This is a genomic window from Rheinheimera aquimaris, assembly GCF_020531985.1.
GTDB classification, from domain to species: domain Bacteria; phylum Pseudomonadota; class Gammaproteobacteria; order Enterobacterales; family Alteromonadaceae; genus Alishewanella; species Alishewanella aquimaris.
In genome coordinates, this window is sequence record NZ_JAJAVQ010000005.1 from 42,382 (window position 1) to 63,302 (window position 20,921).

The 20,921-nt window shown below is 50.6% G+C and carries 19 protein-coding genes and 1 tRNA gene; 10 read left to right on the top strand and 10 right to left on the bottom strand.

Annotation, left to right across the window (positions count from 1 at the left end; translation table 11 throughout):
- Positions 1 to 36 precede the first annotated feature (36 nt).
- Positions 37 to 963: an ExeA family protein gene (locus tag LHL18_RS15950; protein WP_319004179.1), complete on the bottom strand. Its 927-nt coding sequence runs from the start codon at positions 961 to 963 to the stop codon at positions 37 to 39.
- A gap of 97 nt (positions 964 to 1,060) precedes the next feature.
- On the opposite strand from LHL18_RS15950, the gene LHL18_RS15955 reads away from it, so the two are divergent.
- Positions 1,061 to 2,296 (top strand): multifunctional CCA addition/repair protein, encoded by a 1,236-nt coding sequence (locus LHL18_RS15955; RefSeq protein ID WP_226767799.1) that lies wholly within the window; start codon positions 1,061 to 1,063, stop codon positions 2,294 to 2,296.
- Here LHL18_RS15955 and LHL18_RS15960 read toward each other — a convergent pair.
- From LHL18_RS15960 to folB, 3 genes are read right to left on the bottom strand one after another with little or no spacing between them, the layout of a single operon-like run.
- Positions 2,293 to 3,096 (bottom strand): undecaprenyl-diphosphate phosphatase, encoded by an 804-nt coding sequence (locus LHL18_RS15960; RefSeq protein WP_226767800.1) that lies wholly within the window; start codon positions 3,094 to 3,096, stop codon positions 2,293 to 2,295. The two genes, LHL18_RS15955 and LHL18_RS15960, sit on opposite strands and share 4 nt — an antisense overlap.
- Positions 3,093 to 3,587, bottom strand: a complete 495-nt coding sequence (gene folK / locus LHL18_RS15965; protein WP_226767801.1) for a 2-amino-4-hydroxy-6-hydroxymethyldihydropteridine diphosphokinase — start codon at positions 3,585 to 3,587, stop codon at positions 3,093 to 3,095. The genes LHL18_RS15960 and folK overlap by 4 nt, the downstream gene beginning before the upstream one ends.
- Positions 3,587 to 3,940, bottom strand: a complete 354-nt coding sequence (gene folB, locus LHL18_RS15970) for a dihydroneopterin aldolase (protein WP_226767802.1) — start codon at positions 3,938 to 3,940, stop codon at positions 3,587 to 3,589. The genes folK and folB overlap by 1 nt, the downstream gene beginning before the upstream one ends.
- Before the next feature lie 138 nt (positions 3,941 to 4,078).
- Here folB and plsY point away from each other — a divergent pair, with 138 nt between their 5' ends.
- Positions 4,079 to 4,684: a glycerol-3-phosphate 1-O-acyltransferase PlsY gene (plsY, locus tag LHL18_RS15975; protein ID WP_134059133.1), complete on the top strand. Its 606-nt coding sequence runs from the start codon at positions 4,079 to 4,081 to the stop codon at positions 4,682 to 4,684.
- A gap of 176 nt (positions 4,685 to 4,860) precedes the next feature.
- Here plsY and tsaD read toward each other — a convergent pair whose 3' ends face one another.
- Positions 4,861 to 5,874, bottom strand: coding sequence for a tRNA (adenosine(37)-N6)-threonylcarbamoyltransferase complex transferase subunit TsaD (gene tsaD, locus LHL18_RS15980; RefSeq protein WP_226767803.1), 1,014 nt, complete (start codon positions 5,872 to 5,874; stop codon positions 4,861 to 4,863).
- Positions 5,875 to 6,054: 180 nt separating this feature from the next.
- Between tsaD and rpsU the strand changes: the two genes are divergently transcribed.
- The 5 genes from rpsU to LHL18_RS16005 all read left to right on the top strand — a co-directional run bounded on the left by rpsU (position 6,055) and on the right by LHL18_RS16005 (position 11,128).
- Positions 6,055 to 6,270: a 30S ribosomal protein S21 gene (rpsU, locus tag LHL18_RS15985; RefSeq protein WP_027671378.1), complete on the top strand. Its 216-nt coding sequence runs from the start codon at positions 6,055 to 6,057 to the stop codon at positions 6,268 to 6,270.
- 153 nt (positions 6,271 to 6,423) lie between these two features.
- The gene (dnaG, locus tag LHL18_RS15990; protein WP_226767804.1) at positions 6,424 to 8,178 is read left to right on the top strand and encodes a DNA primase; all 1,755 of its coding nucleotides are present in this window, start codon (positions 6,424 to 6,426) and stop codon (positions 8,176 to 8,178) included.
- A gap of 85 nt (positions 8,179 to 8,263) precedes the next feature.
- Positions 8,264 to 10,108 carry an RNA polymerase sigma factor RpoD gene (gene rpoD / locus LHL18_RS15995; RefSeq protein WP_134059124.1) on the top strand — a complete coding sequence of 615 codons (1,845 nt, stop codon included), beginning with the start codon at positions 8,264 to 8,266 and terminating at the stop codon, positions 10,106 to 10,108.
- 151 nt (positions 10,109 to 10,259) lie between these two features.
- Positions 10,260 to 10,336, top strand: a tRNA-Ile gene (locus LHL18_RS16000).
- A gap of 132 nt (positions 10,337 to 10,468) precedes the next feature.
- Positions 10,469 to 11,128 (top strand): peptidoglycan recognition protein family protein, encoded by a 660-nt coding sequence (locus LHL18_RS16005; protein WP_226767805.1) that lies wholly within the window; start codon positions 10,469 to 10,471, stop codon positions 11,126 to 11,128.
- Positions 11,129 to 11,150: 22 nt separating this feature from the next.
- On the opposite strand, the gene LHL18_RS16010 is transcribed toward LHL18_RS16005, so the two are convergent.
- From LHL18_RS16010 to LHL18_RS16020, 3 genes are all read right to left on the bottom strand, one after another.
- Positions 11,151 to 13,229, bottom strand: a complete 2,079-nt coding sequence (locus LHL18_RS16010) for a metallophosphoesterase (RefSeq protein WP_226767806.1) — start codon at positions 13,227 to 13,229, stop codon at positions 11,151 to 11,153.
- A 39-nt stretch (positions 13,230 to 13,268) separates the two neighbouring features.
- The gene (locus LHL18_RS16015) at positions 13,269 to 16,067 is read right to left on the bottom strand and encodes a TonB-dependent receptor (RefSeq protein WP_226767807.1); all 2,799 of its coding nucleotides are present in this window, start codon (positions 16,065 to 16,067) and stop codon (positions 13,269 to 13,271) included.
- A gap of 161 nt (positions 16,068 to 16,228) precedes the next feature.
- On the bottom strand, positions 16,229 to 17,311 hold the full coding sequence (locus tag LHL18_RS16020; RefSeq protein ID WP_226767808.1) for an MBL fold metallo-hydrolase: 1,083 nt from the start codon (positions 17,309 to 17,311) through the stop codon (positions 16,229 to 16,231).
- A gap of 206 nt (positions 17,312 to 17,517) precedes the next feature.
- Between LHL18_RS16020 and LHL18_RS16025 the strand changes: the two genes are divergently transcribed.
- Complete coding sequence (locus LHL18_RS16025) at positions 17,518 to 18,114, top strand: TetR/AcrR family transcriptional regulator (RefSeq protein ID WP_226767809.1); 597 nt, start codon at positions 17,518 to 17,520, stop codon at positions 18,112 to 18,114.
- A gap of 26 nt (positions 18,115 to 18,140) precedes the next feature.
- Here the strand turns inward: LHL18_RS16025 and LHL18_RS16030 are convergent, their stop codons facing one another.
- Both LHL18_RS16030 and LHL18_RS16035 read right to left on the bottom strand, forming a co-directional pair.
- Positions 18,141 to 18,839, bottom strand: a complete 699-nt coding sequence (locus tag LHL18_RS16030; RefSeq protein ID WP_226767810.1) for a class I SAM-dependent methyltransferase — start codon at positions 18,837 to 18,839, stop codon at positions 18,141 to 18,143.
- A gap of 28 nt (positions 18,840 to 18,867) precedes the next feature.
- Entirely contained in the window at positions 18,868 to 19,767 is a 900-nt protein-coding gene (locus tag LHL18_RS16035) for an NAD(P)/FAD-dependent oxidoreductase (RefSeq protein ID WP_226767811.1), read from the bottom strand.
- A gap of 145 nt (positions 19,768 to 19,912) precedes the next feature.
- Here LHL18_RS16035 and LHL18_RS16040 point away from each other — a divergent pair, with 145 nt between their 5' ends.
- On the top strand, positions 19,913 to 20,335 hold the full coding sequence (locus tag LHL18_RS16040) for an Rrf2 family transcriptional regulator (RefSeq protein ID WP_226767812.1): 423 nt from the start codon (positions 19,913 to 19,915) through the stop codon (positions 20,333 to 20,335).
- 105 nt (positions 20,336 to 20,440) lie between these two features.
- Positions 20,441 to 20,896 (top strand): SRPBCC family protein, encoded by a 456-nt coding sequence (locus LHL18_RS16045; protein ID WP_404817946.1) that lies wholly within the window; start codon positions 20,441 to 20,443, stop codon positions 20,894 to 20,896.
- Positions 20,897 to 20,921 lie beyond the last annotated feature (25 nt).

Sequence of the window (20,921 nt, forward strand, 5' to 3'; positions counted from 1 at the left end):
GTGTTCACTACCTTTTGTGCGAAAAGTGCTCGCCTGTCAGCCGTGTTGAAGCAGCAGCATCAGCACCAGTGCCAGACTAAAGCCCAGCACTATAGCGCAAACCCCCAATACAGGCCAGAACCAGGCAGGTAAAGCCCTTTGGTTTACCTGTTCTGACAGTGGCAGTATTTCACTGGCAGCTTGTTTGACCATTTTCTCGCTGACAATCGCCTGCTGCTGACCATAAGCACCAAGCAAAGCACGGTCGGCCATCAGGTTAAGCAGCCTTGGAATACCGCCACTGAGCTGGAATAAACGTTTGACTGCAGCGTCGCTGAATACCGGCCGGCTGCAACCTGCTACCTGTAAGCGGAATTTAAGGTATTGCTTTACCTCATCCAGATTGAGTGGCAACAAGTGGTAACGGGCAGTGATACGCTGCGCCAACTGCCGTAAGTCGTTGCGTTTTAGCAATTGCTGCAGTTCAGGTTGGCCAATCAGAATCACCTGCAACAGCTTACGGGTATTGGTTTCCAGGTTAGTCAGCAGGCGCAATTGCTCCAGCACAGCGGGCTGCAGGTGCTGGGCCTCGTCAATAATCAATAAGGTATGCTTACCGGCGTCATGGTTTTTCAGTAAACGGTTTTTGATTTTATCGCCGAGTAACTTCAGGCTGGCATCACTTTTTTTATAGCGGATTTTCAACTCATCGCAGATAGCCGCCAGCAACTCCAGCTCCGATAAGGTTGGATTCAGAATAAACGCCACCTCGGCCCGATCGTCCAGCTCCTGCAGTAAACAGCGCGATACGGTGGTTTTACCCGTTCCTACCTCGCCGGTCAGTAACACAAAGCCGCCCGCCTCACCTAAGCCAAACCGCAAGTGCGCCAGCGCCTCAGCATGGCGCGGGCTCAGATACATAAACTCCGGGTTGGGGGCTATCGAAAACGGGGCACTGTTCAGGCCAAAAAATCCGGTATACATACTGCATCCTGCTACTAAGGGCGCTGCAACGTGTTGCGACCGTGCATTTTGAAAGACGACGGGTATAATGGCAAAAAATCCAGCAACAGGAAAGCCGGTGCAACGATATCTGGTCGGTGGTGCAGTACGTGACAGTCTTTTAGGGTATCCGTTTCATGAACGGGACTGGGTCGTGGTGGGTGCCACCCCCGAACAAATGCTGGCTTTGGGCTATCAGCAGGTCGGCAAAGACTTTCCGGTGTTTTTACATCCCGATACAAAAGAAGAGCATGCGTTGGCCCGAACCGAGCGCAAAAGTGGCAAGGGCTACACCGGTTTCAGCGTTTATGCTGCACCGGATGTCACGCTGGAGCAGGACTTGCTGCGCCGTGACCTCACAATAAACGCCATTGCCCAGGCAGATGACGGCAGTCTGGTTGATCCTTTTCACGGTGCAGACGACATAAAAAATAAAGTACTGCGCCATGTTTCTGATGCATTTGCCGAAGATCCACTGCGCGTGCTGCGTGTTGCACGATTTTACGCCCGCTATGCCCACCTGGGGTTTACCGTTGCGCCGCAAACCAAACAGTTGATGCGTCAGCTAAGCTCAGAGCTTGATACGCTGGCAGCAGAGCGCGTCTGGCAGGAAACCGCCAAAGCGCTTAGCGAAAAAACGCCTCAAGCCTATTTTGATTTGCTGCAACAAACCGGCGCTTTACAGGTACTGATGCCCGAACTGGCCGCACTGTGGGGGGTGCCCCAGCCGCCGCAATGGCACCCGGAAATTGATACCGGCGTGCATACGCTGATGGTAGTGCAACAAGCCGCACTGTTATCTGACCGGCTCGACGTCCGTTTTGCAGCATTAGTACACGACTTAGGCAAAGGGGCCACCAAACCTGAGCTGTGGCCAGCGCATCACGGCCATGAACATACCGGCTTACCGTTAATTAAGCAGCTGTGCCAGCGTTTAAGGGTGCCGAACGATTGCCGCGATCTGGCGCTATTGGTATGTGAGTACCATCAGATCATCCACCGCGCCCGCGAACTGAAAAGCAGCACTGTGCTAAAGCTATTCAATGCAATAGATTTGTGGCGCAAGCCACAACGGCTGGAAGCAATACTATTGTGCTGCGAAGCCGATTTGCGCGGTCGCACCGGCTTTGAAAAAGCGCCGTATCCGCAAGCAGAGTATTTACGCCAGTTAGCCAGTGCGGCTTTGCAGGTCAATGCGAAGACGTTACTGGCACAGGGGTTACAGGGTGAGCAAATCAAGCAAGGGCTGGAACGCGCCAGGCTGGATGCGATCAGTACGGCCAAAGCCCGCGATAAAACGGATACAGCACCTTAAACGGTGCTGCTTAACACCAGCAGTAAGGTTATACCTAAAATCAGCCGGTAAATCACAAACGGCAGCATACCCATGCGCTCAATCACTTTTAAAAACAGGTGTATACAGATAAAAGCACTGATAAATGACAAGCCCGTACCGAGCGCTATCGCATTGATATCATAGTGCGTAGGTTCAGACAGTAGCTTGGACGCCTGATAGCCGCCGCTTAGCACAATGATCGGAATAGATAATAAGAACGAAAAACGCGCTGCACTTACCCTATCCAGCCCCAGCATTAACGCAGCAGTCATGGTAATGCCTGAACGCGAGGTGCCCGGGATAAGCGCTATCGCCTGGGCAATGCCAATCAGCAGCGCCTGTTTCCAGCTCAACTGCTCCATTGTTTGCTGCTGTTTTGCCGTAACGTCTGCCAGCCACAACGCCAGGCCAAACACGATAGTCGTCACTGCAATCACATAAGGCGAGCGCAGAAAAGTTTCTATCAAATCAGCAGCCAATAAACCGGCCAAGCCTGCCGGTATCGTCGCCAGTATCACCCACCACGCCAGTTTACTGTCGGTACTGTGTTTCCCACCCAGACTCTGAAACCAGCCAATGGTTAACTGAGCGATGTCACGGCGAAAATACAGCATTACCGCCAGTAAAGTACCAACGTGTACCGCGACATCAAACACCAGCCCCTGATCCTGCCAGCCCAGAATGGCCGAAGGTAAAATCAGATGAGCAGAAGATGAAATAGGTAAAAACTCGGTCAGGCCCTGGATAATAGCCAGAATAATAACTTCCACTGTACTCACTGCTGCGCACTCCACTCAAATGGCACCGGCCATAATTTTTGTTTTTTCTCGTATTGCTGCCATAACTCGGCGTAAGACACACCGGTCTTCGGGTGCAACCCGTCAGGCGCTAGCTCTGCCAGCGGCCAAAGCACAAACGCATTTTCAGTAATTTCGGCCCGAGGCAACTCTACCGGTTGCTGGCATACCACATCGTCATAAGTCAGCAAGTCTAAATCCAGCGTCCGGCCGCTGAACTTCTGAGCACTGCGGTCTCTGCCATAGCTGTCTTCGATTTGCTTAAACAAGGCAACACAGTCCGATATTGGCAAACGGGTATCGGCACAGGCCACCAGGTTATAAAAGGCGTCGCCGCTAAAGCCAACGGCTTCGCTCTCATAGACTGACGATAACTGCACAGCGCCAAAGTGTTGCTGCAACGCGCTGACTGCAGCCTGAATATGAAACTGACGATCAATATTGCTGCCAATGCTGATATAGATGCGGGCCATCAATTACGGCTCCGCACTATGTGTACACCGACCGTCTGTGCTTGCGCTACTGCACCTGGCTTACTGACGGTTACTTCAACTTTGCTGGTAGCAAACTGCTGCAACAACATAGCGGCTACGCGCTCTGCGACGGTTTCAATCAACTCTATAGGCTGGGCGGTGATAAGTGCCGTTACCTTGTCGGCAATAATGGCATAATCCAGTGTCAGCTTGATGTCATCACCTGTAGCCGCCGCTTTGGTGTCGGTTGTCAGGGCCAAATCAAGAAAAAGCCGTTGCTGAATGCTCTTTTCCCAGTCGTAAACGCCAATAACGGTGTCTACTTGTAGCTGTTTTATAAAAACTATGTCCATTCAGTTACATCCGCATTGCGTTATTTCTCGTTTCAGGTAGGCTGGTCGGATAGGTGAAACCGCTGAAAACCTATATTCTGCAGGCCTTGAATCAGGCTGCAATCTTAACGTAAAAACTGGTGCTGAGGAACCGCCTTAATGACCCCGCTGATTGGAATTATGATGCTGGCAGCCTATCTTTGTGGCTCCATTTCGTCGGCAGTGCTGGTCAGCAAACTGTTCCGCTTACCCGATCCCCGTTTACATGGCTCCGGCAACCCCGGTGCAACCAACGTGCTGCGCTTAGGCGGCAAAGTTCCTGCCGTGCTGGTATTAGTGTTTGATATTTTAAAAGGCACTATCCCGGTCTGGGGCTCCTATTTTCTGAAAATAGAACCGCTATATTTAGGCTTAATCGCAATCTGCGCCTGTGTTGGGCATATCTTTCCGCTATTTTTTGGCTTTAAAGGCGGTAAAGCAGTGGCAACAGCTTTTGGTGCTATGATGCCCATTGGTCTGGATCTGGCGGGCTTATTGATAGGTAGTTGGCTGGTGATTGTCGCGCTAAGTGGCTACTCGTCACTGGCGGCCATTTTGACGGTGAGCCTGGCACCGGTGTTTACATGGTTTATCAAGCCTTTGTATACAATACCGGTGTCTATGCTCAGCGTGCTGATTATTCTGCGCCACCGCGAAAACATAGTACGCTTGTGGCAGGGTAAAGAGAGCAAAGTGTGGGATAAGACCAAACGCATTCGCGAGTAGCTTAACCCAGTATTCGCTATAGCTTCCGGTTGCAACTCCCGCTTTGGCTCACCACAGCAACTCGCTACCGCTTGCGCGTTCGCTCAGACACTCTGTGGTGCCCAAATCGTGATTCCAACCTTCAGCCTCGCAGGGTCATTACTCAAAGCCCCCACATAACGCATTGATTATAACGTTTACACCACAGGTAAGTCCTGCATCGGCCAGCGTGGCGTAACGCCAATCGTTAAATCCTGCTGCTGCCCTGCAGCTAAACGAAAATACCCAGCCAGCGCAATCATAGCGCCGTTATCCGTACAAAACTCTTTGCGTGGATAAAACACCTCACCACCATAGCGCGTTAACAACACTGCCAGTTGCTCACGTAATGATGTATTCGCACTAACGCCACCTGCAATCACCAGGCGCTTATAGCCGGTTTGCTGCAATGCGCGTTCACATTTAATTACCAGCGTATCCACCACCGCTTGCTGAAACGATGCTGCGATATCCGCTTGCACCTGAGTACTGTTACCTTCTTTAGCAATCACGTTGGCAGCAGAGGTTTTCAGGCCGCTAAAGCTAAAATCCAAGCCCGGCCTGTCGGTCATCGGTCGGGGAAATTTGTATTTTTTCGCATCGCCCTGAGTCGCCAGTTTGGCCAGCAACGGGCCGCCCGGGTAGTCTAACCCCATCAGCTTGGCCGTTTTATCAAAGGCTTCACCGGCGGCATCGTCAATAGACTCCCCCAGCAGCTCGTAACGGCCAATACCTTCAACGGCCACTAACTGGGTGTGACCACCCGACACTAAAAGCGCAAGAAAAGGGAACTCTGGCGAGCGCTCTTCCAGCATCGGTGCCAGTAAGTGGCCTTCCATATGGTGCACGGCCAGTGCCGGTTTATTCCACGCCATCGCCAGCGACCTGCCAATAGCCGCGCCAACGAGCAGCGCACCGGCAAGACCAGGGCCGGCGGTATAAGCCACGCCATCGATATCGGCAGCATGGCAACCGGCTTCTTTTAAAGCCTGTTTAATTAACGGAATGGTTTTACGGATATGGTCACGCGACGCCAGCTCAGGCACCACACCACCGTAATCGGCATGCAATGGGATCTGACTATACAGTACATGACTGAGTAACCCTTGCTGGTCATCATAGATCGCTATACCGGTTTCGTCGCAGGACGTTTCTATACCTAAAACTCGCATCTGTGTCTCAAATCCGCTAAAATAGCGCGCATTGTACCGGCTCAGCCCACGCAGAGCCAGAGGATCGGATTTAGATCGCAGAACTGCTTTACATCACCCTGTCTTTTTGCGTAAAATGCCGCACCATTTTTAATCGTATTGGTTCAGAGATAACCAATTTGGCCCTGAGGTGAGAATTTAATGCCTGTTGTTAAAGTAAAAGAGAACGAACCGTTTGACGTAGCATTACGTCGTTTCAAGCGCTCATGTGAAAAAGCTGGTGTATTAGCTGACGTTCGCGCAAAAGAATTCTACGAGAAGCCAACCTGGATCCGTAAGCGTAAAAAAGCAGCAGCTGTTAAGCGTCACGCTAAGAAGCTGTCTCGCGAAAACGCACGTCGTATCAAGCTGTACTAAGCTCCGCTTAGCTTACCCGCTGTACGACCACGGTGCTGTCTGCTGATAAATATCAGCATTGAAGAGCCCGTCGTGATATTGCAAAGTTGATATCTGCATACCGTGCCCGCAAGGCACGGTTTGTCTTTTTCTGAATAACGCCGAAGGAAAAAGGTGGCAGGACAAATCCCAAGACAGTTTATCGACGAATTACTGGCCCGCACCGATATCGTCGAACTGATTGACCAGCGCGTACCGCTTAAAAAAGCCGGTAGAAATTACGCCGCCTGTTGCCCGTTTCATAGCGAAAAGTCGCCTTCTTTTACTGTCAGCCCCGATAAACAGTTTTATCATTGTTTCGGTTGCGGTGCGCACGGTAACGCCATCAGCTTTATGATGGAATTTGAACAGTTGGAATTCGTAGAGGCGATTGAAGAGCTGGCGCAGCTACACCATCTGGACGTACCACGTGAGCAAGGGGCGGCTAAAGCACGGCCTGCAGCACATGCCGATGATTACACCTTAATGCAGCAAGCCGCTGCATTTTATCAGCAGCAGCTAATACAGCACCCAGATGCGCAGAAGGTACGGCAATATATTGCCAAACGCGGCTTAAGCGAGAAAACAGTTGCCGACTTTGCGATTGGTTATGCGCCGGATGGCTGGGATAATCTGCTAAAGCAGCTCAGCCCGGTTAATAACAGAACGCTACGCGATCAGCTGGTTGAACTGAGGCTGATTAACCGTAATGACAATGGCCGCGAGTACGATTTTTTTCGCGACCGCTTAATGTTTCCTATCCGCGATAAACGCGGCCGTGTTATTGCCTTTGGTGGTCGCGTACTGGGAGACGGTACCCCAAAATACCTGAATTCGCCGGAAAGCCGCTTATTTCATAAAGGCCGCGAATTGTATGGTTTATTTGAGGCCCGCCAGCAGCCGGGACACTTAGAACAGGTACTGGTAGTAGAAGGCTACATGGACGTTGTCGCACTGGCTGAGCATGATATTCGTTTTGCCGTCGCGTGCTTAGGCACTGCCACGACGTCAGATCATATGCATACACTGTTTCGCTACACGCCCAAAGTAGTGTGCTGCTATGACGGAGACCGGGCCGGACGTGATGCCGCCTGGCGCGCATTACAAAATGCACTGCCACAGTTAAAAGACGGCGTGGAACTTAACTTTGTGTTTTTACCCGATGGTGAAGACCCGGACACACTGGTGCAAAAGGAAGGCAAAGACGCTTTTTTGCAGCGTATTGCGGCAGCAACACCGCTGAACCAGTATTTCTTCGAGCATCTGATCCAGGAATTTGATCCGGCAACAGATGCAGGAAAATCGGCATTGTCAGTTAAAGCCGCCGAACTGATTAAACAAATTCCCAGTGAATTTTATCGCGACAGCTTAAGCGACAAACTGGCTAACCTGCTGGGTAAACCACGGGAACGGACGAAAGCAGCAGTAAAACGGGCACCTAACCGGATAACACCCGCCACAATGAAAATTACGCCAATGCGCCGGGCTATTGGTTTATTGTTGCAGTATCCCCATTTAGTGAAGGTAATGCCTGATGCGCCGGAGCTGGCAGACGCAGATATCCCCGGTATTAACTTACTGCTGGCCATACAACAACGGTTGCAGCAAGAGCCCGGGTTAACCACAGCCCAGTTACTTGAGCAATGGCGGGATTTACCTGAACACAGCATCCTGATGACGCTGGCCGCCTGGGAACACCAGATCGAGCCCGAACAGCTGTCGCAGGAGTTTATCGACACATTTTATTTTATTGAAGATCAGTATCTGCAAAAGCAACTGGATGAACTGGCACTACGGGCCAAGCTTAACCAGTTAAGCAAAGCCGAGTGGCACAAATACAACCTGTTGCTGCAGGCACTGAAAAGCAAAAAACCAAAGCTTGCGACCTAATGCAGCTGGCTAGAAAAGCTGCGCTTTGTTATAATCGCTAGTTCGCAATTTTACATTAATCAACATTGGTGGAAGATAAGTCTCTATGGAGCAAAATCCTCAGTCGCAGTTAAAACTCCTGATCATCAAAGGTAAAGAGCAAGGTTATCTGACCTTTGCTGAGGTGAATGACCACCTGCCACAAGACATTATCGATTCTGATCAGATAGAAGACATTATCCGCATGATCAACGACATGGGGATCCAGGTGTTTGAAAGCGCTCCGGATGCCGACGATCTGATCATGGCTGATGCCACCACAGACGAAGACGCAGTAGAAGAAGCTGCCCAGGCGCTGGTAAGCGTTGATAAAGAATTGGGCCGTACCACCGATCCGGTGCGTATGTATATGCGTGAAATGGGTACAGTTGAGCTATTAACCCGTGAAGGTGAGATTGATATCGCCAAGCGGATTGAAGATGGTATCAACACGGTACAAAGCTCTGTTGCTGAATATCCTGAAGCTATTACCTACCTGCTGGAGCAGTGGGACAAATACGAAGCGGAAGAAATTCGCTTAAGCGACATCGTTACTGCTTTTATCGACCCGAATGATATTGATGAAGCGCCAATTTCTGGCAGCCACATCGGTTCTGACGTACCAGAAGATCAAATGGACGATGACGACGATTCAGACGACGATGATGATTCTGACGGCGATTCAGATGACGGCGACAGCGGCCCGGATCCGGAAATGGCGCGCGAAAAGTTTGGCGAACTGCGTACCCAGTACGAAGTAACCCGCAACTCTATCGTCAAAAATGGCCGTGAGCACGCTACCACTAAAGCTGAAATTGAGAAGCTGAGTGAAGTATTCCGTTGTTTCCGCCTGGTACCGAAGCAATTCGATCGCCTGGTGAAAAACATGCGCGAAATGATGGATCGCGTACGGGTGCAAGAACGCATTGTGATGAAACACTGCGTTGAATACGCCAAAATGCCGAAGAAAAACTTCGTCAAAGCCTTTACCGGTTTTGAAACATCAACTGCGTGGCTGGATGCTGAAATCGCCGCCAATAAACCATACTCGCTGAAGCTGAAAGAGCTGCACGAAGAGCTGGTACGCAGCATTGAAAAACTGAAAAAGATTGAAGAAGAAACCGGCTTAAGCATCTTTAAAATCAAAGATATTAACCGTCGTATGTCAATCGGTGAGGCCAAAGCACGCCGCGCGAAAAAAGAGATGGTTGAAGCTAACTTACGTCTGGTTATTTCTATCGCGAAGAAGTACACCAACCGTGGTTTGCAGTTCCTGGATTTAATTCAGGAAGGTAACATCGGTCTGATGAAGGCTGTAGATAAGTTCGAATACCGTCGTGGTTATAAGTTCTCAACCTACGCCACCTGGTGGATCCGGCAGGCTATTACGCGTTCTATCGCGGACCAGGCCCGTACCATCCGTATCCCGGTGCACATGATTGAAACGATCAATAAGCTGAACCGTATTTCACGCCAGATGCTGCAGGAAATGGGTCGTGAGCCTTCACCGGAAGAACTGTCTGAGCGCATGCAAATGCCGGAAGATAAGATCCGTAAAGTACTGAAGATCGCCAAAGAACCTATTTCGATGGAGACGCCGATTGGTGATGATGAAGATTCACATCTGGGCGATTTTATCGAAGATGCCACCGGCGAATCGCCGCTGGACTCGGCCACCATGGAAAGCCTGAAAAACGCCACCAACGAAGTACTGGCAGGCTTAACAGCACGTGAAGCCAAGGTCCTGCGGATGCGTTTTGGTATCGACATGAACACCGACCACACGTTGGAAGAAGTCGGTAAACAGTTTGACGTAACACGTGAGCGTATCCGTCAGATTGAAGCCAAAGCGCTGCGTAAACTGCGCCACCCGTCACGTTCTGAAGTATTAAAAAGCTTCCTCGACGAGTAAAGCAGCTATCCGGATAAAGGCGCCAACAGGCGCCTTTATTATTTTCGGCCGAATAAGCTTAAAAAATCAGCAATTAGGCACACTTAGCCTAACAAGCCGGATGACAAAGAGCGCAAAAGTTTTTATACTGCCTGCCGCTTTAATAGCGAATGGCCCCATAGCTCAGTTGGTTAGAGCGCTCGACTCATAATCGATCGGTCGCTGGTTCGAGTCCAGCTGGGGCCACCATTCTTCCCACATCGTACCAAATCAGTTCACTCCAACGCTTTTCTCTCACCACCTGTCGTTTGCTGCAACGGTATTGTTTTGCTGCGTGCTATAAAAATACTCTGTGTATAAAATATACAACACGGAGAGAAGGTGAAAAAATTATTATTATGCGTAATGGGGTTATTTATGGCGACAGCCCACTGTAGTGAGCCAGAACTGACCATAGTACAAAAGCCAGTACAAATGAATGACACCAGAACGGCGCTTACGCTGGAGTATCTGAAACAGCGTTATGATATCGAACAGGACGAACCGACGATTACACCGACGATGGTCGTGGTGCATTGGACGGTGATCCCGACGTTAGAGCAGACTTTTGCTGCTTTTGATCCGGCTGAATTGCCTGCCGCCCGTGATGGCATTCGCAGCGGCGGCCAACTGAATGTGTCCAGCCAGTTTGTCATCGACCGCGACGGCACTATTTATCAGTTACTGCCGGAAACCTATATGGCAAGGCACACTATCGGCCTGAATTACACCGCTATAGGGATTGAAAACATCGCCGATGGTAAAGATTTGCCAATGACCGACGCTCAGCTTGAAGCCAATAGCAGGCTAATCCGCTATCTGGCCGGTAAATACCCGATTGAATTTGTGCTGGGTCACAGCGAGTACCAAGCGTTTAAAGGTACCCGCTGGTGGAAAGAACGTGATGCCAACTACATTACCGAGAAAAACGACCCGGACCCGGAATTTATGCAGCGGTTACGCAGCCAGCTAACCGATTTGGCATTGAAACCACTGCCCTGATAGCAGCGAGCAAACAGCGCAGTCAGGGTTTTTCTGCGCTGTCTGGCGGTAATGGGGTTAGCTCGCCGGTGTGCAGATTAATGCGAAAATGATCATAGGACACGCCTTTGCTAAACACTGCCAGCATATCAAACAGCAAGCCAAACTGTTTGCTTACATAGGCTGTCAGGCTACCGCTGTTTTGTCTGTCAGTGGCTTGCCTGGCCAGCTGAGCGGCCAAAAAACGATACTGTGCTAACCGCTCTGCGCTGATATCGGTCAGCGCCAGGCTGCCGGCATTTCGTAAACGATAAAAATCCAGCGCTACATCAAAGCCATGCCAACCGGCAAAGGTATTCAGCACTACACCTGCCTTTGCTGCATCCTGCTGCAGCTTTTGCCCGGCGGTTTGCCACTGTGGGCTTTGCATCAGCTGTTCAAGCTGCTCAGGTGATTGCTGCAGCTGTGCCAACGTCATATCGGTTTGCAGCTGTGTCAGGATTGCCATCTGTTCTCCGTTCAACGCTAATAACAGCGTACGCAGTTCCTCCGGCCACTCTGATGGTAGAAAGCGTTGCCGTGTCAGTTCGCGCAAATGCCAGTTGGCAAACTCGCGATAGTTCGCTGACTGCAGAATTCCGCTGTTCCAGGCTGCGTCGGCATCTGTTTGCCGTAATTGCTGATGCTCAAGCCGGTAATGCTCGAACAACTCGTCAAAACGTGGCACCTCGTTTAGCACTATGGTATCAACCTCGACATCATAGTCAGGCAATACCGTCAGCAGTTTGTAAGCCGGTACATAAGCAGCTATCGATGGCGACTGAATATTCAGCAGGTAGCGGCCATCGCTGTAATGGGCCAGATTAGTATTGTTCAGGTGCATATGGCCGCCGACATGCAGCCGGATGCCGGCTTTAGCTAAGGTGTGCCCTACGTCATCATCTGGCTTGCGCCCCAGCTGGGCGCTGTTTTTACCAAGCAAACCGGCAATATGATCAGATTGGCCCTGATAAAATTCCAGCATCGGAAAGTGACTAAAAGTAAGCAGGGTTTTGCCCTGTTGTTGTGCCCGTCTGGCAACCTGCTCCACCCAGGCAATAACATGCGGCTTGTACTTTAGCACAGCGTTGTAACCGGCATTACCTGAACCTTTAAACCCTGTAGGCTCTGCCTCATCCGGTATATAAACATTGGCATCTATCGCCAGTAGCCACAAACCCGGGATCGGCTCGACCAGATAGCTGGCATCAACCACCTGACGGCACTCGGTATAGCCCGCCTGACGATAAGCGCCGCCCCCGCCCTGACGGCAGATTTGATACTGCCGCTGCTGCAGATCTGCCTGAGCCTGCGCTGTTGCCAGCTCATAACCGTTGGCGGAGTAGTCACTGAATGGCGTCTCCCAATACAGATAGTCCACTGTGGGGTAAAAACCAAAGCCTGACAACTCTGTCATCAGCTCTACGTAACCGGCTTCTTTTACCTGCTCTGAGCACACCAGACGGCGATCTTCAGGCGATGCTGTGGCTTTATCCGGGCAGCCACCGGCGCCAGCGCTGTATATCGGTTGCGGCTTGCCATCAACGCCCAAATAATCCGCTTTGCCAGCAGCATGGCTGAGCGGGCGCACCGGATCATGATTGCCCAATGTCAGCAAAAACTGCATGCCATATTGCTGGCTATAACGCTGCAGTACTTGCTTTAACCCCCGCACATGTACCGGCTGACTGTCGTCACTGAAATCGCCCGGCAACACCACCAGCTTGACCCCTTTGGCGGCAATGTCGTCCAGCGCCGCGAGAAAAGCAAAGTAGTTTTCGTTAAACAAACGGGTAGATTTAAGTTGCGCGGCCATAGTGCGGATAGCGGCTTGCTGGCCGCTTTTACGGTTAGCCAGGCCGCTAAAGCCGTCGGTGCGGAAATCGGCATAAATATCGTGAAAGTGTACATCAGGCAAAAATGCGATCTGCACCGGCTGTATATCAGCCGCTTGCACCGTTACACCGGTAGCCCAAAAAACAGCAGCAAGGGCTGCTGCGACCAGCCGCTTTGTCAGTAACCTAAGCTGTGATAACACCATCGCTTTATTCCGTTTTGTTGCATCAGAAAATATAAAGGCCACAGCAGTATTCTGTGGCCTTTACCATTATCGTTTTTACACTCAGAAATCGGCGCGCAGCCCCAGGCTGATACGACGGCCCGAGTACTCGTTCATCGTCGGGAATGCCGGGTCCATAGTGTAGCCGGTGGTTTCCTCGTCGGTCATATTGATGCCTTTTAAGCTCAGCTTAACATTGTCTGTCAGCTGATAACCAATGGCGATATCCAGCTGACCATAAGCATCGCGGTACACCGGGTACATGCTGCGCTCAATACGTTCTACATACTTGTCTTTGTAGTTGTACGACAGGCGCGCGTCGAAGCTGTCATTCTCGTAATAGAATGTCAGGTTATAGGTGCTGTCGGCCAGGCCTTCCGGCGGCGTATCAATACCCAGTGATGATGCGCCTGTCAGGGTGTTATCCAGTTTGGTGTAGTTAGCGTTAACGCCAAATCCATCCAGGGCATCATGCAGAATAGTCAGCGGGAACTGTGCAATCAGCTCAAGCCCGGTTACTTTATAAGAGCCGTCAGCATTCACCGGCTGATAAACATCAAAATCGTAGTAACCATCCAGGGTGCCGTTAGCGTTACGTTTTTCTACATCTTTTACCACACCTGTCAGTGCTTCACGTACCACACCTTCAATGTCTTTCCAGAAATATGACGCGGCCAGAATACCACCATTTTCAAGATACCATTCCAAACCGGTTTCCCACTGCTTCGCCATGGTCGGTTTCAGATCCGGGTTACCATCTTTAAAGCGGAACTCGTTCCAGCTGACTGAGCGTTTGTAGGCAATGTCAGTCAGAGCCGGGCGCATTAAGGTTTCTGATGCCGCCGTGCGCCACAACACGCCATCGAGCAATTCAACCGTCATATTCAGGCTGGGCAGAATGTCGTTGTAGCTACCTTCTTTTGAAATCGGCGCTGGCGTATAGCCGTTGGAGCCGTCTTCGTTCTGGATCTGGTGATAACCAAATGAAAGTACTGATGTATCTACCGCCCGCACACCGGCGTTTAGCACAACAGGCTTGCCAGCCAGGGTGAAATCGAAGTTTGCCATTGCATAAAGCGCCAGCACTTCTTCATCTACCCGGTAATAATCGGCTACGTTAAATGGCACAGCAAAACCGTCATAACGGAAGGTATCGCGGGCATAGGCGTTAGATACCTGCATCCAGTTTAAATCTTTGGCTTTGTAAGCACCGCCCGGCACAATATCGGTTACCCATTGCAGCTCGCTGTCGCTAAGCTTACGGCTGTTTACCCAGGATGAGTCTCCCGCCGCTGGCCCCTGAATTTTTGCCGAGCCAAAATTACGCTCTTTTGATTTATCGGTATAACGGGCCCCAAACTGTACACTGGTCAACGCTGGCATAAACTCAAGCTGCAGCGCTTTTTTTACATCCAGCTGCAGTGCATATTTGTCATCGCTTACCTCTTCCAGTTCGGTCTCATAAGCTTCAAACAGGTAGCTATCAGCCGCATCGTACATGTCGATACTGGCCGGATTATCACTCTTAATGGTTTCGCCGCCATTAGCGGTATAACGGGTACGTGACGGCGCATAGGCAACGTGCTTCAGGTTGGCGTAATCTGTGGTTTTCTCGGCACCGGAGTAACCCGCCAGCGCGCGGATATCAAAACCATTGATCATCCAGTCCATCGTCAGGCTGAACTGACTGTAGTCGGTGTTGTTAATGCGTTCTTTGCTTAAAAACTCATGTTGTGTCGCCGCGTACGACACATCGGTTAGCACGGTAATGCCGTCTGCAGCCAGGGTGGTATTATCGTAGCTGTGAATTTGTTCAAAAGTACTGATACTCGAAGCCGAATACGCCGCGGCATCATATTCATCTTCAGTGTTGTCATAGCCACCCAGCATGCCGTCGAACGTCAGGCTGAAGTTGTTATCCGGCTTATACTGCAAGGATAAAGTCGCGCCCCATTTGTCCTGATCATTTAAGTACACGCGGTCACCGGCTTTATCCAGAAACACAATGCGGTTAGTGACATCTGTATCAAAACGGTCGTTAATCACAATGCCGGTATCCCGTTCCAGTACGGCGACAGCCTGATCTGCACGAGCCAGCTTGCTGTCTGAGCCTCGTTGCTCTAAAAAGCGGCCTGACGGGCGGAAATTGATACCTGAGTTAGAGTCAGTTCGGTTAGTACGCTGGGCTTTAGCAAAAGATACCAAAGCGCCCCAATCGCCAAAGGTATCGCTAGCTAAAAATGAGAACTTAGGATCAACTTCCTCTGAAATAGAGTTATGCGCACCTTCTGCCGACACGATCAGTTTGCGGCCCGGGAAATCAAACGGCCTGGCGGTACTTATCTGTACCGAACCGGCGATGCCGCCCTCTTCATCAGCGGCGGTAGGTGATTTTTGTACCGTTACGCTCTGGATAATTTCTGAGGCAAAAATATCAAATTCAACATCACGGCCGCCACTGCCTGACGCCGTTGCCAGGTCGTTAATCGATACATGGGTAAATTCAGTAGGCAAGCTGCGCACATTGACTTTGTCGCCAAGGCCTTTATTACGTTCTATCGTTACACCCGGCATACGCTGCAAGGCTTCCGCCAGGTTTTGCTCGGGAAAATCGGCGATATCGGTTGCGACAATTGAATCAGAAAAACCTATATTGCTTTGCTTTAAATCGACGGCTTTTTCCAGGCTTTTACTGTAAGAGCCGGTTACCGAAATGACTTCCACATTCTGCTCTTCAGCTGTTTGCGCCACGCTGTGCAGCGGCAAACACACCAGACTGCCTAACAACAGCTGATGAATAACTCGGCTTAGGGCTTTGGGTTGAACTGGCAACGACTGATGATGCTGATTGAGGTACTTCATAGTATTTCCGTTTTGTAATATTAGGGGTTAGCGACAAATAGCTGTACCCAATACTACAAAACGGAGATGATACTTTTATTGCAAAAACTGAATATTTATACCTATTTTGGACATAAATATGTAATATTTATCCTAAAGCTAACAATAGCCAAATCAAAGTATTACTCGGCCAATAGCTCATCTTGCCGTTGTGCAGTGGGCATTAGTTCCCGCCACCAGGCATGCTGGCCAGCGCTATACCAGTTCGCCGCCGTTAAGCTGGCTACCTGACCAAAGTAAGGGGTATATAATGCTACTGCATTTGCCGCCGCAGCGTTACTTACCCGCTCCAGCGGTTCATACCAGGCATGGAAAGCTAAATCGAAAGTACCGTTATGCACCGGCACCATCACTTTGGCATCAACATCCAGGTGTGCCTGCACGCTTTGCTCTGGCGTCATATGAATGTGTGGCCAGTCTTTGTCGTAAGCGCCTGTTTCGATAAACGCCACATCAAAGGGGCCATATTTCGTGCCTATTTGTTTAAAACCATCGAAATAGCCAGAGTCACCACTGAAATACACTGAGCCGGCAGCCGTTTTAATCACCCAGGAGCCCCACAGCGTAGTGTTGCCATCACCAATACCCCGGCCGGAAAAATGCTGGGTCGGGGTAAACGCGATCAGCGCATTAGCCGTTGTCAACTCCTGCCACCAGTCAAACTGACTGATCTTTGCCGCTGGCACACCCCATTTTTGTAAATCAGCCTCAACCCCAAGCGGCACCAGAAAACGCTGTGTTTTAGCAGCGAGCTGCTTTATGCTGGCTTTATCCAGATGATCGTAATGATTGTGTGAAATCAATACTTTACTAATTGGTGGCAGTTCGGCCAGGCTGATAGGCGCCTGGTGAAACCGTTTAGGGCCTAAAAACGAAAACGGCGATGCCCGCTCTGAAAATACCGGGTCAAGCAGCCAGTATTCACCATATACTTTCAGCAGCACTGACGAATGTCCGAGCTTAACAAAATGCAGGCCGTCGTCTGGCAACGCATCAAGCTCTGCACGGCTGATTTGTTTCAGTGGCAACGGCAATGCCGGCACTTTATCAATCGCCGGTTCAGTGTAATAACGCTTGGCAATCGCCAGTGTTTTCATAAAACCGGGCTGTTCAAACTGCGCCACATTGTAGAATTTACCGTCCTGATAGCGCGCGCTTTGTTGCACGCTCTGGCTGTCAGTTGATGCTGTTATCTGGCTATTCACTATCCACGCTCCTGCCGCGAGGGCTGTCAGGCTGCACAGCAGCACAGTTATAAATCGGGTGATTAATCGCATACCTGTTACCATCGTTAAACTGTTAACGAAATAAACTACACGGTGCAGTTTACATCAAGCAAGCAAAAAGTAAACTGAGTAGTGCACACTTTTTCTGTCTGCGCTACAATGCCTGCGTAATCAGAGGCGAAAACATGAAATTATCCGATCAGAAAAGGCTGCAAATCCTTGATGCGGCGGAAGAGTTATTCCACAGCTTTGGCGTAGAGCACACCAGCATGGATCAACTGGCGTTACAGGCGCAGGTGTCCAAGCGCACTGTATATAATCACTTCGCGACTAAAGAGCAGCTGTTTCAGGCTATTTTGCAGCGCATGTCTGACAAACTGCGTCAGGGCGGCGAAGTGCAATTTAACCCGGCGTTACCCATTGCTGAGCAGTTGCGTCGTATCGCCGCTGACGAGGTTGCCCTGCTTAGCTCAGAGGCGCTGTTGCGGGTAGCCAAAATTGCCATAGTACAGATGATGAAACAGCCTGAACTGGCCCAGACAATGAATGACAACGCGCTGGGCTGTAAACGCTACCTGGCTGATTTTCTGCAGCAAGCTTGTCAGGCTAACGTGCTGACCATTGCCGATACAGTATTCGCCAGCCAGCAGTTTGTTTATCAGTTAAAATCCTTCGTGTTTTATCCGGCATTATTTGGTTTACATCAGGCCAGCGCGCCAGAGTTACAACATATTATTGATGAAACCGTAGCGATGTTTTTAGCCCGCTACGGTAATTGCTAACTGCCGGAAACTAACCAGATGCTTGCTCATATGCGTCTGGTGAACCAGCCTTGTAGCAAGCCTGACTGAAAGAACGGTACTGGCAACTCAAAACCGCCAGCAGCAATAATTGCCGTAACCTTATCAGCTGACAGCACCGCTACATCTCTGGTATATGCGTCTTTTGTCCTGTCTATCTGTTCAGTTGTGGCCCGTGCGCCAGACATAAAAGAACACCACATAGGCAGTAATTCGTCATACTGTACAGACTCCGTATCAGCACAGAGATCAGCAGTAGCTAAAATAGCGCCAAGTTTAAGCTTTCGGGCTATCTGCTCGAAAAATGCGACACGATCCTGTTGATTAAGTATGAATTGAGACACCAGAAAACACGTAGCAGCATCATAACTGTTGTCAGCTTCAGGTAACGAGTCCAAAAAACCATGATGGAACTGGCAACGCTCTGCTATACCAGCAGCTTCTGCATTCCGCCGACAAACATCCAACATCGCTAATGACGGCTCTACAGCGGTAAAACGCCACCCCGGAAACTTCGCAGCAAGGTAGAGTAGTTCTTTACCTGTGCCCACTCCAACACACAGCACCCTGGCTTTGACACTGAGTGATGAAAACACAGATTCAAGTAAAAAATACAACCCAAGATAAACCGGAGCGACTTTTTGCCAACGGCTATCATAATGCTCAGCTTGCCGCTCAAACACCGAGACTAAATCTTCAGTATTCACTATGCCTCCTACACCTAATAAATCATGCTTAACCAAACATCAGAAAACGGTGCGCTGCTGCTCCGGCTTTTACCCCGGCAGCGGCTGCCAGCATGGCGTTATGCATGGGGGCAGCCATATCACCGGCAACAAAAACCCCACTGACAGAGCTTTGCTGCATAGCATCGGTTTTAACATAAACGCCGGTTGGCCCCTGCTCCAGCTCACAGCCCAGTTGCTGCAGCAGGCTGTGGCCAAAGCTGGTTTCTGACGCAACGTACACCACACCGGTTGCTATCTCGCGGCCATCCGCCAGTTTTACTGCGCTTACGTTGTCGGCATCACCCAGTATCGCCACCACCGGCGTATGTTCTACCTTAACGCCACGCTTTTGCAGCACAACCTGCTGCTCCGGGTCCGGTAAAAACCGGCTCTGGCTGAAATAGGTCACCGGGCCCCAATCCGGCAGAATACCGGCCTGATGCACCGACGCCGCGCCATTTGCAATAACCGCTATCGGCTGCTGACGGTATTCATAGCCGTGGCAATACGGACAATGGATCACCGATTTACCCCAGCGCGGCTTCAGGCCGTCGATATCTGGCAACGTATCCACCAGCCCGGTGGCCAGGATAAGCACTTTAGTCTGATACTGCTGCCCTACTTCGTCTGTCACACTAAAGCCGTTAGCTTGCTGTTGTGCAGACTGCACCCTGCTCTGACGGAAGGTTACATTGGGGTAGGCCAACAGTTGCTGCCAGGCACGCCCCTGTAGCTCTGCCGGCGCCATGCCATCGGCGGCAAAAAAGCCGTGTGATGCAGTGGCAAAACGGTTACGCGGCTCGCCGGCATCTATCAGCAGCACCGAACGCTGGCCGCGGGCCAGCTGCATCGCAGCAGACAGTCCGGCAAAGCTGCCGCCAATCACTATTGCATCCCACATCATCATCGTCTCCTGTTGATAGCTGTTATCGCGACATCGCAACTTAAGAAACATCATAAGTTACGTAAAAAGCAAAAACAACTCATGTAACATAAAAAGTTTCTTAAAACTACGCTAGAATGGCTGACAATCTTTTTCAGATGAGTGTGTTATGCGTAAAGACAGTCGCTTATCGCGCATGCTACATGTGCTGGTGCATATGCATCATTTAGAGCAGGCGGTAACCTCAGATAACATTGCCATTATGCTGGGCACTAACCCTGTAGTAGTGCGCCGCACTATGTCGTTGTTACGGGAGCAAGGCTATGTGAATGCAGTCAAAGGCCACGGTGGCGGCTGGACGCTGGCCAAGCCGCTGCACTGTATTACTCTGCTGGATATTCATCGCTCGCTCAGTGAAGCCTCACTGTTCACCATAGGTTTAACCGACGAGCACACCAATTGCCCGATTGAAAAAGCGGTCAACCTGGCCATAGACGATGTACTGCACGAAGCCGGGCAACTGGTGCTGCGCCGTTTTGCTGAAGTGACACTGGATAAACTGGCAGTGGAGTACACCGCCAAACTTAGCTGAAACAGCGCGCTGCAGAAAATTATTTTGCTGTTGTCGATTTGCCCGCAGCTCAGTCGACTAAGCTGTGACACAAACTACTAACGTTCTCACAGCCAACAGGAGCATATTATGAGCGGCAATACTGTTACCCTGCACCGGGTGATTAAAGCAAAACCTGAGCGCGTCTACCGGGCCTTTTTAGACCCCGATGCACTGGTTAAGTGGTGTCCGCCACACGGTTTTACCGGCAAGGTACACAGTATGGATGCCCGCGTAGGCGGTGGCTATAAAATGTCATTTACCAATTTTAATACCGGCAGCAGCCACAGCTTTGGCGGCACTTATCTAGAGCTGAAACCTAATGAGCTGATCCGCTATAACGATCAGTTTGACGACCCGAACCTGCCCGGGCAAATGCAGGTAGTTGTCAGGTTAACGCCAGTGTTATGCGGCACTGAGCTGCGCATTGAGCAAAGCGGGATACCGGAGGCTATACCGGTAGAGTTTTGCTATGCCGGCTGGCAGGAGTCGTTGCAATTACTGGCGCAACTTACCGAGCCGGAAATTCCGGATCAGGGTTAAGCGATAACCGGCTTAACCCTTTATC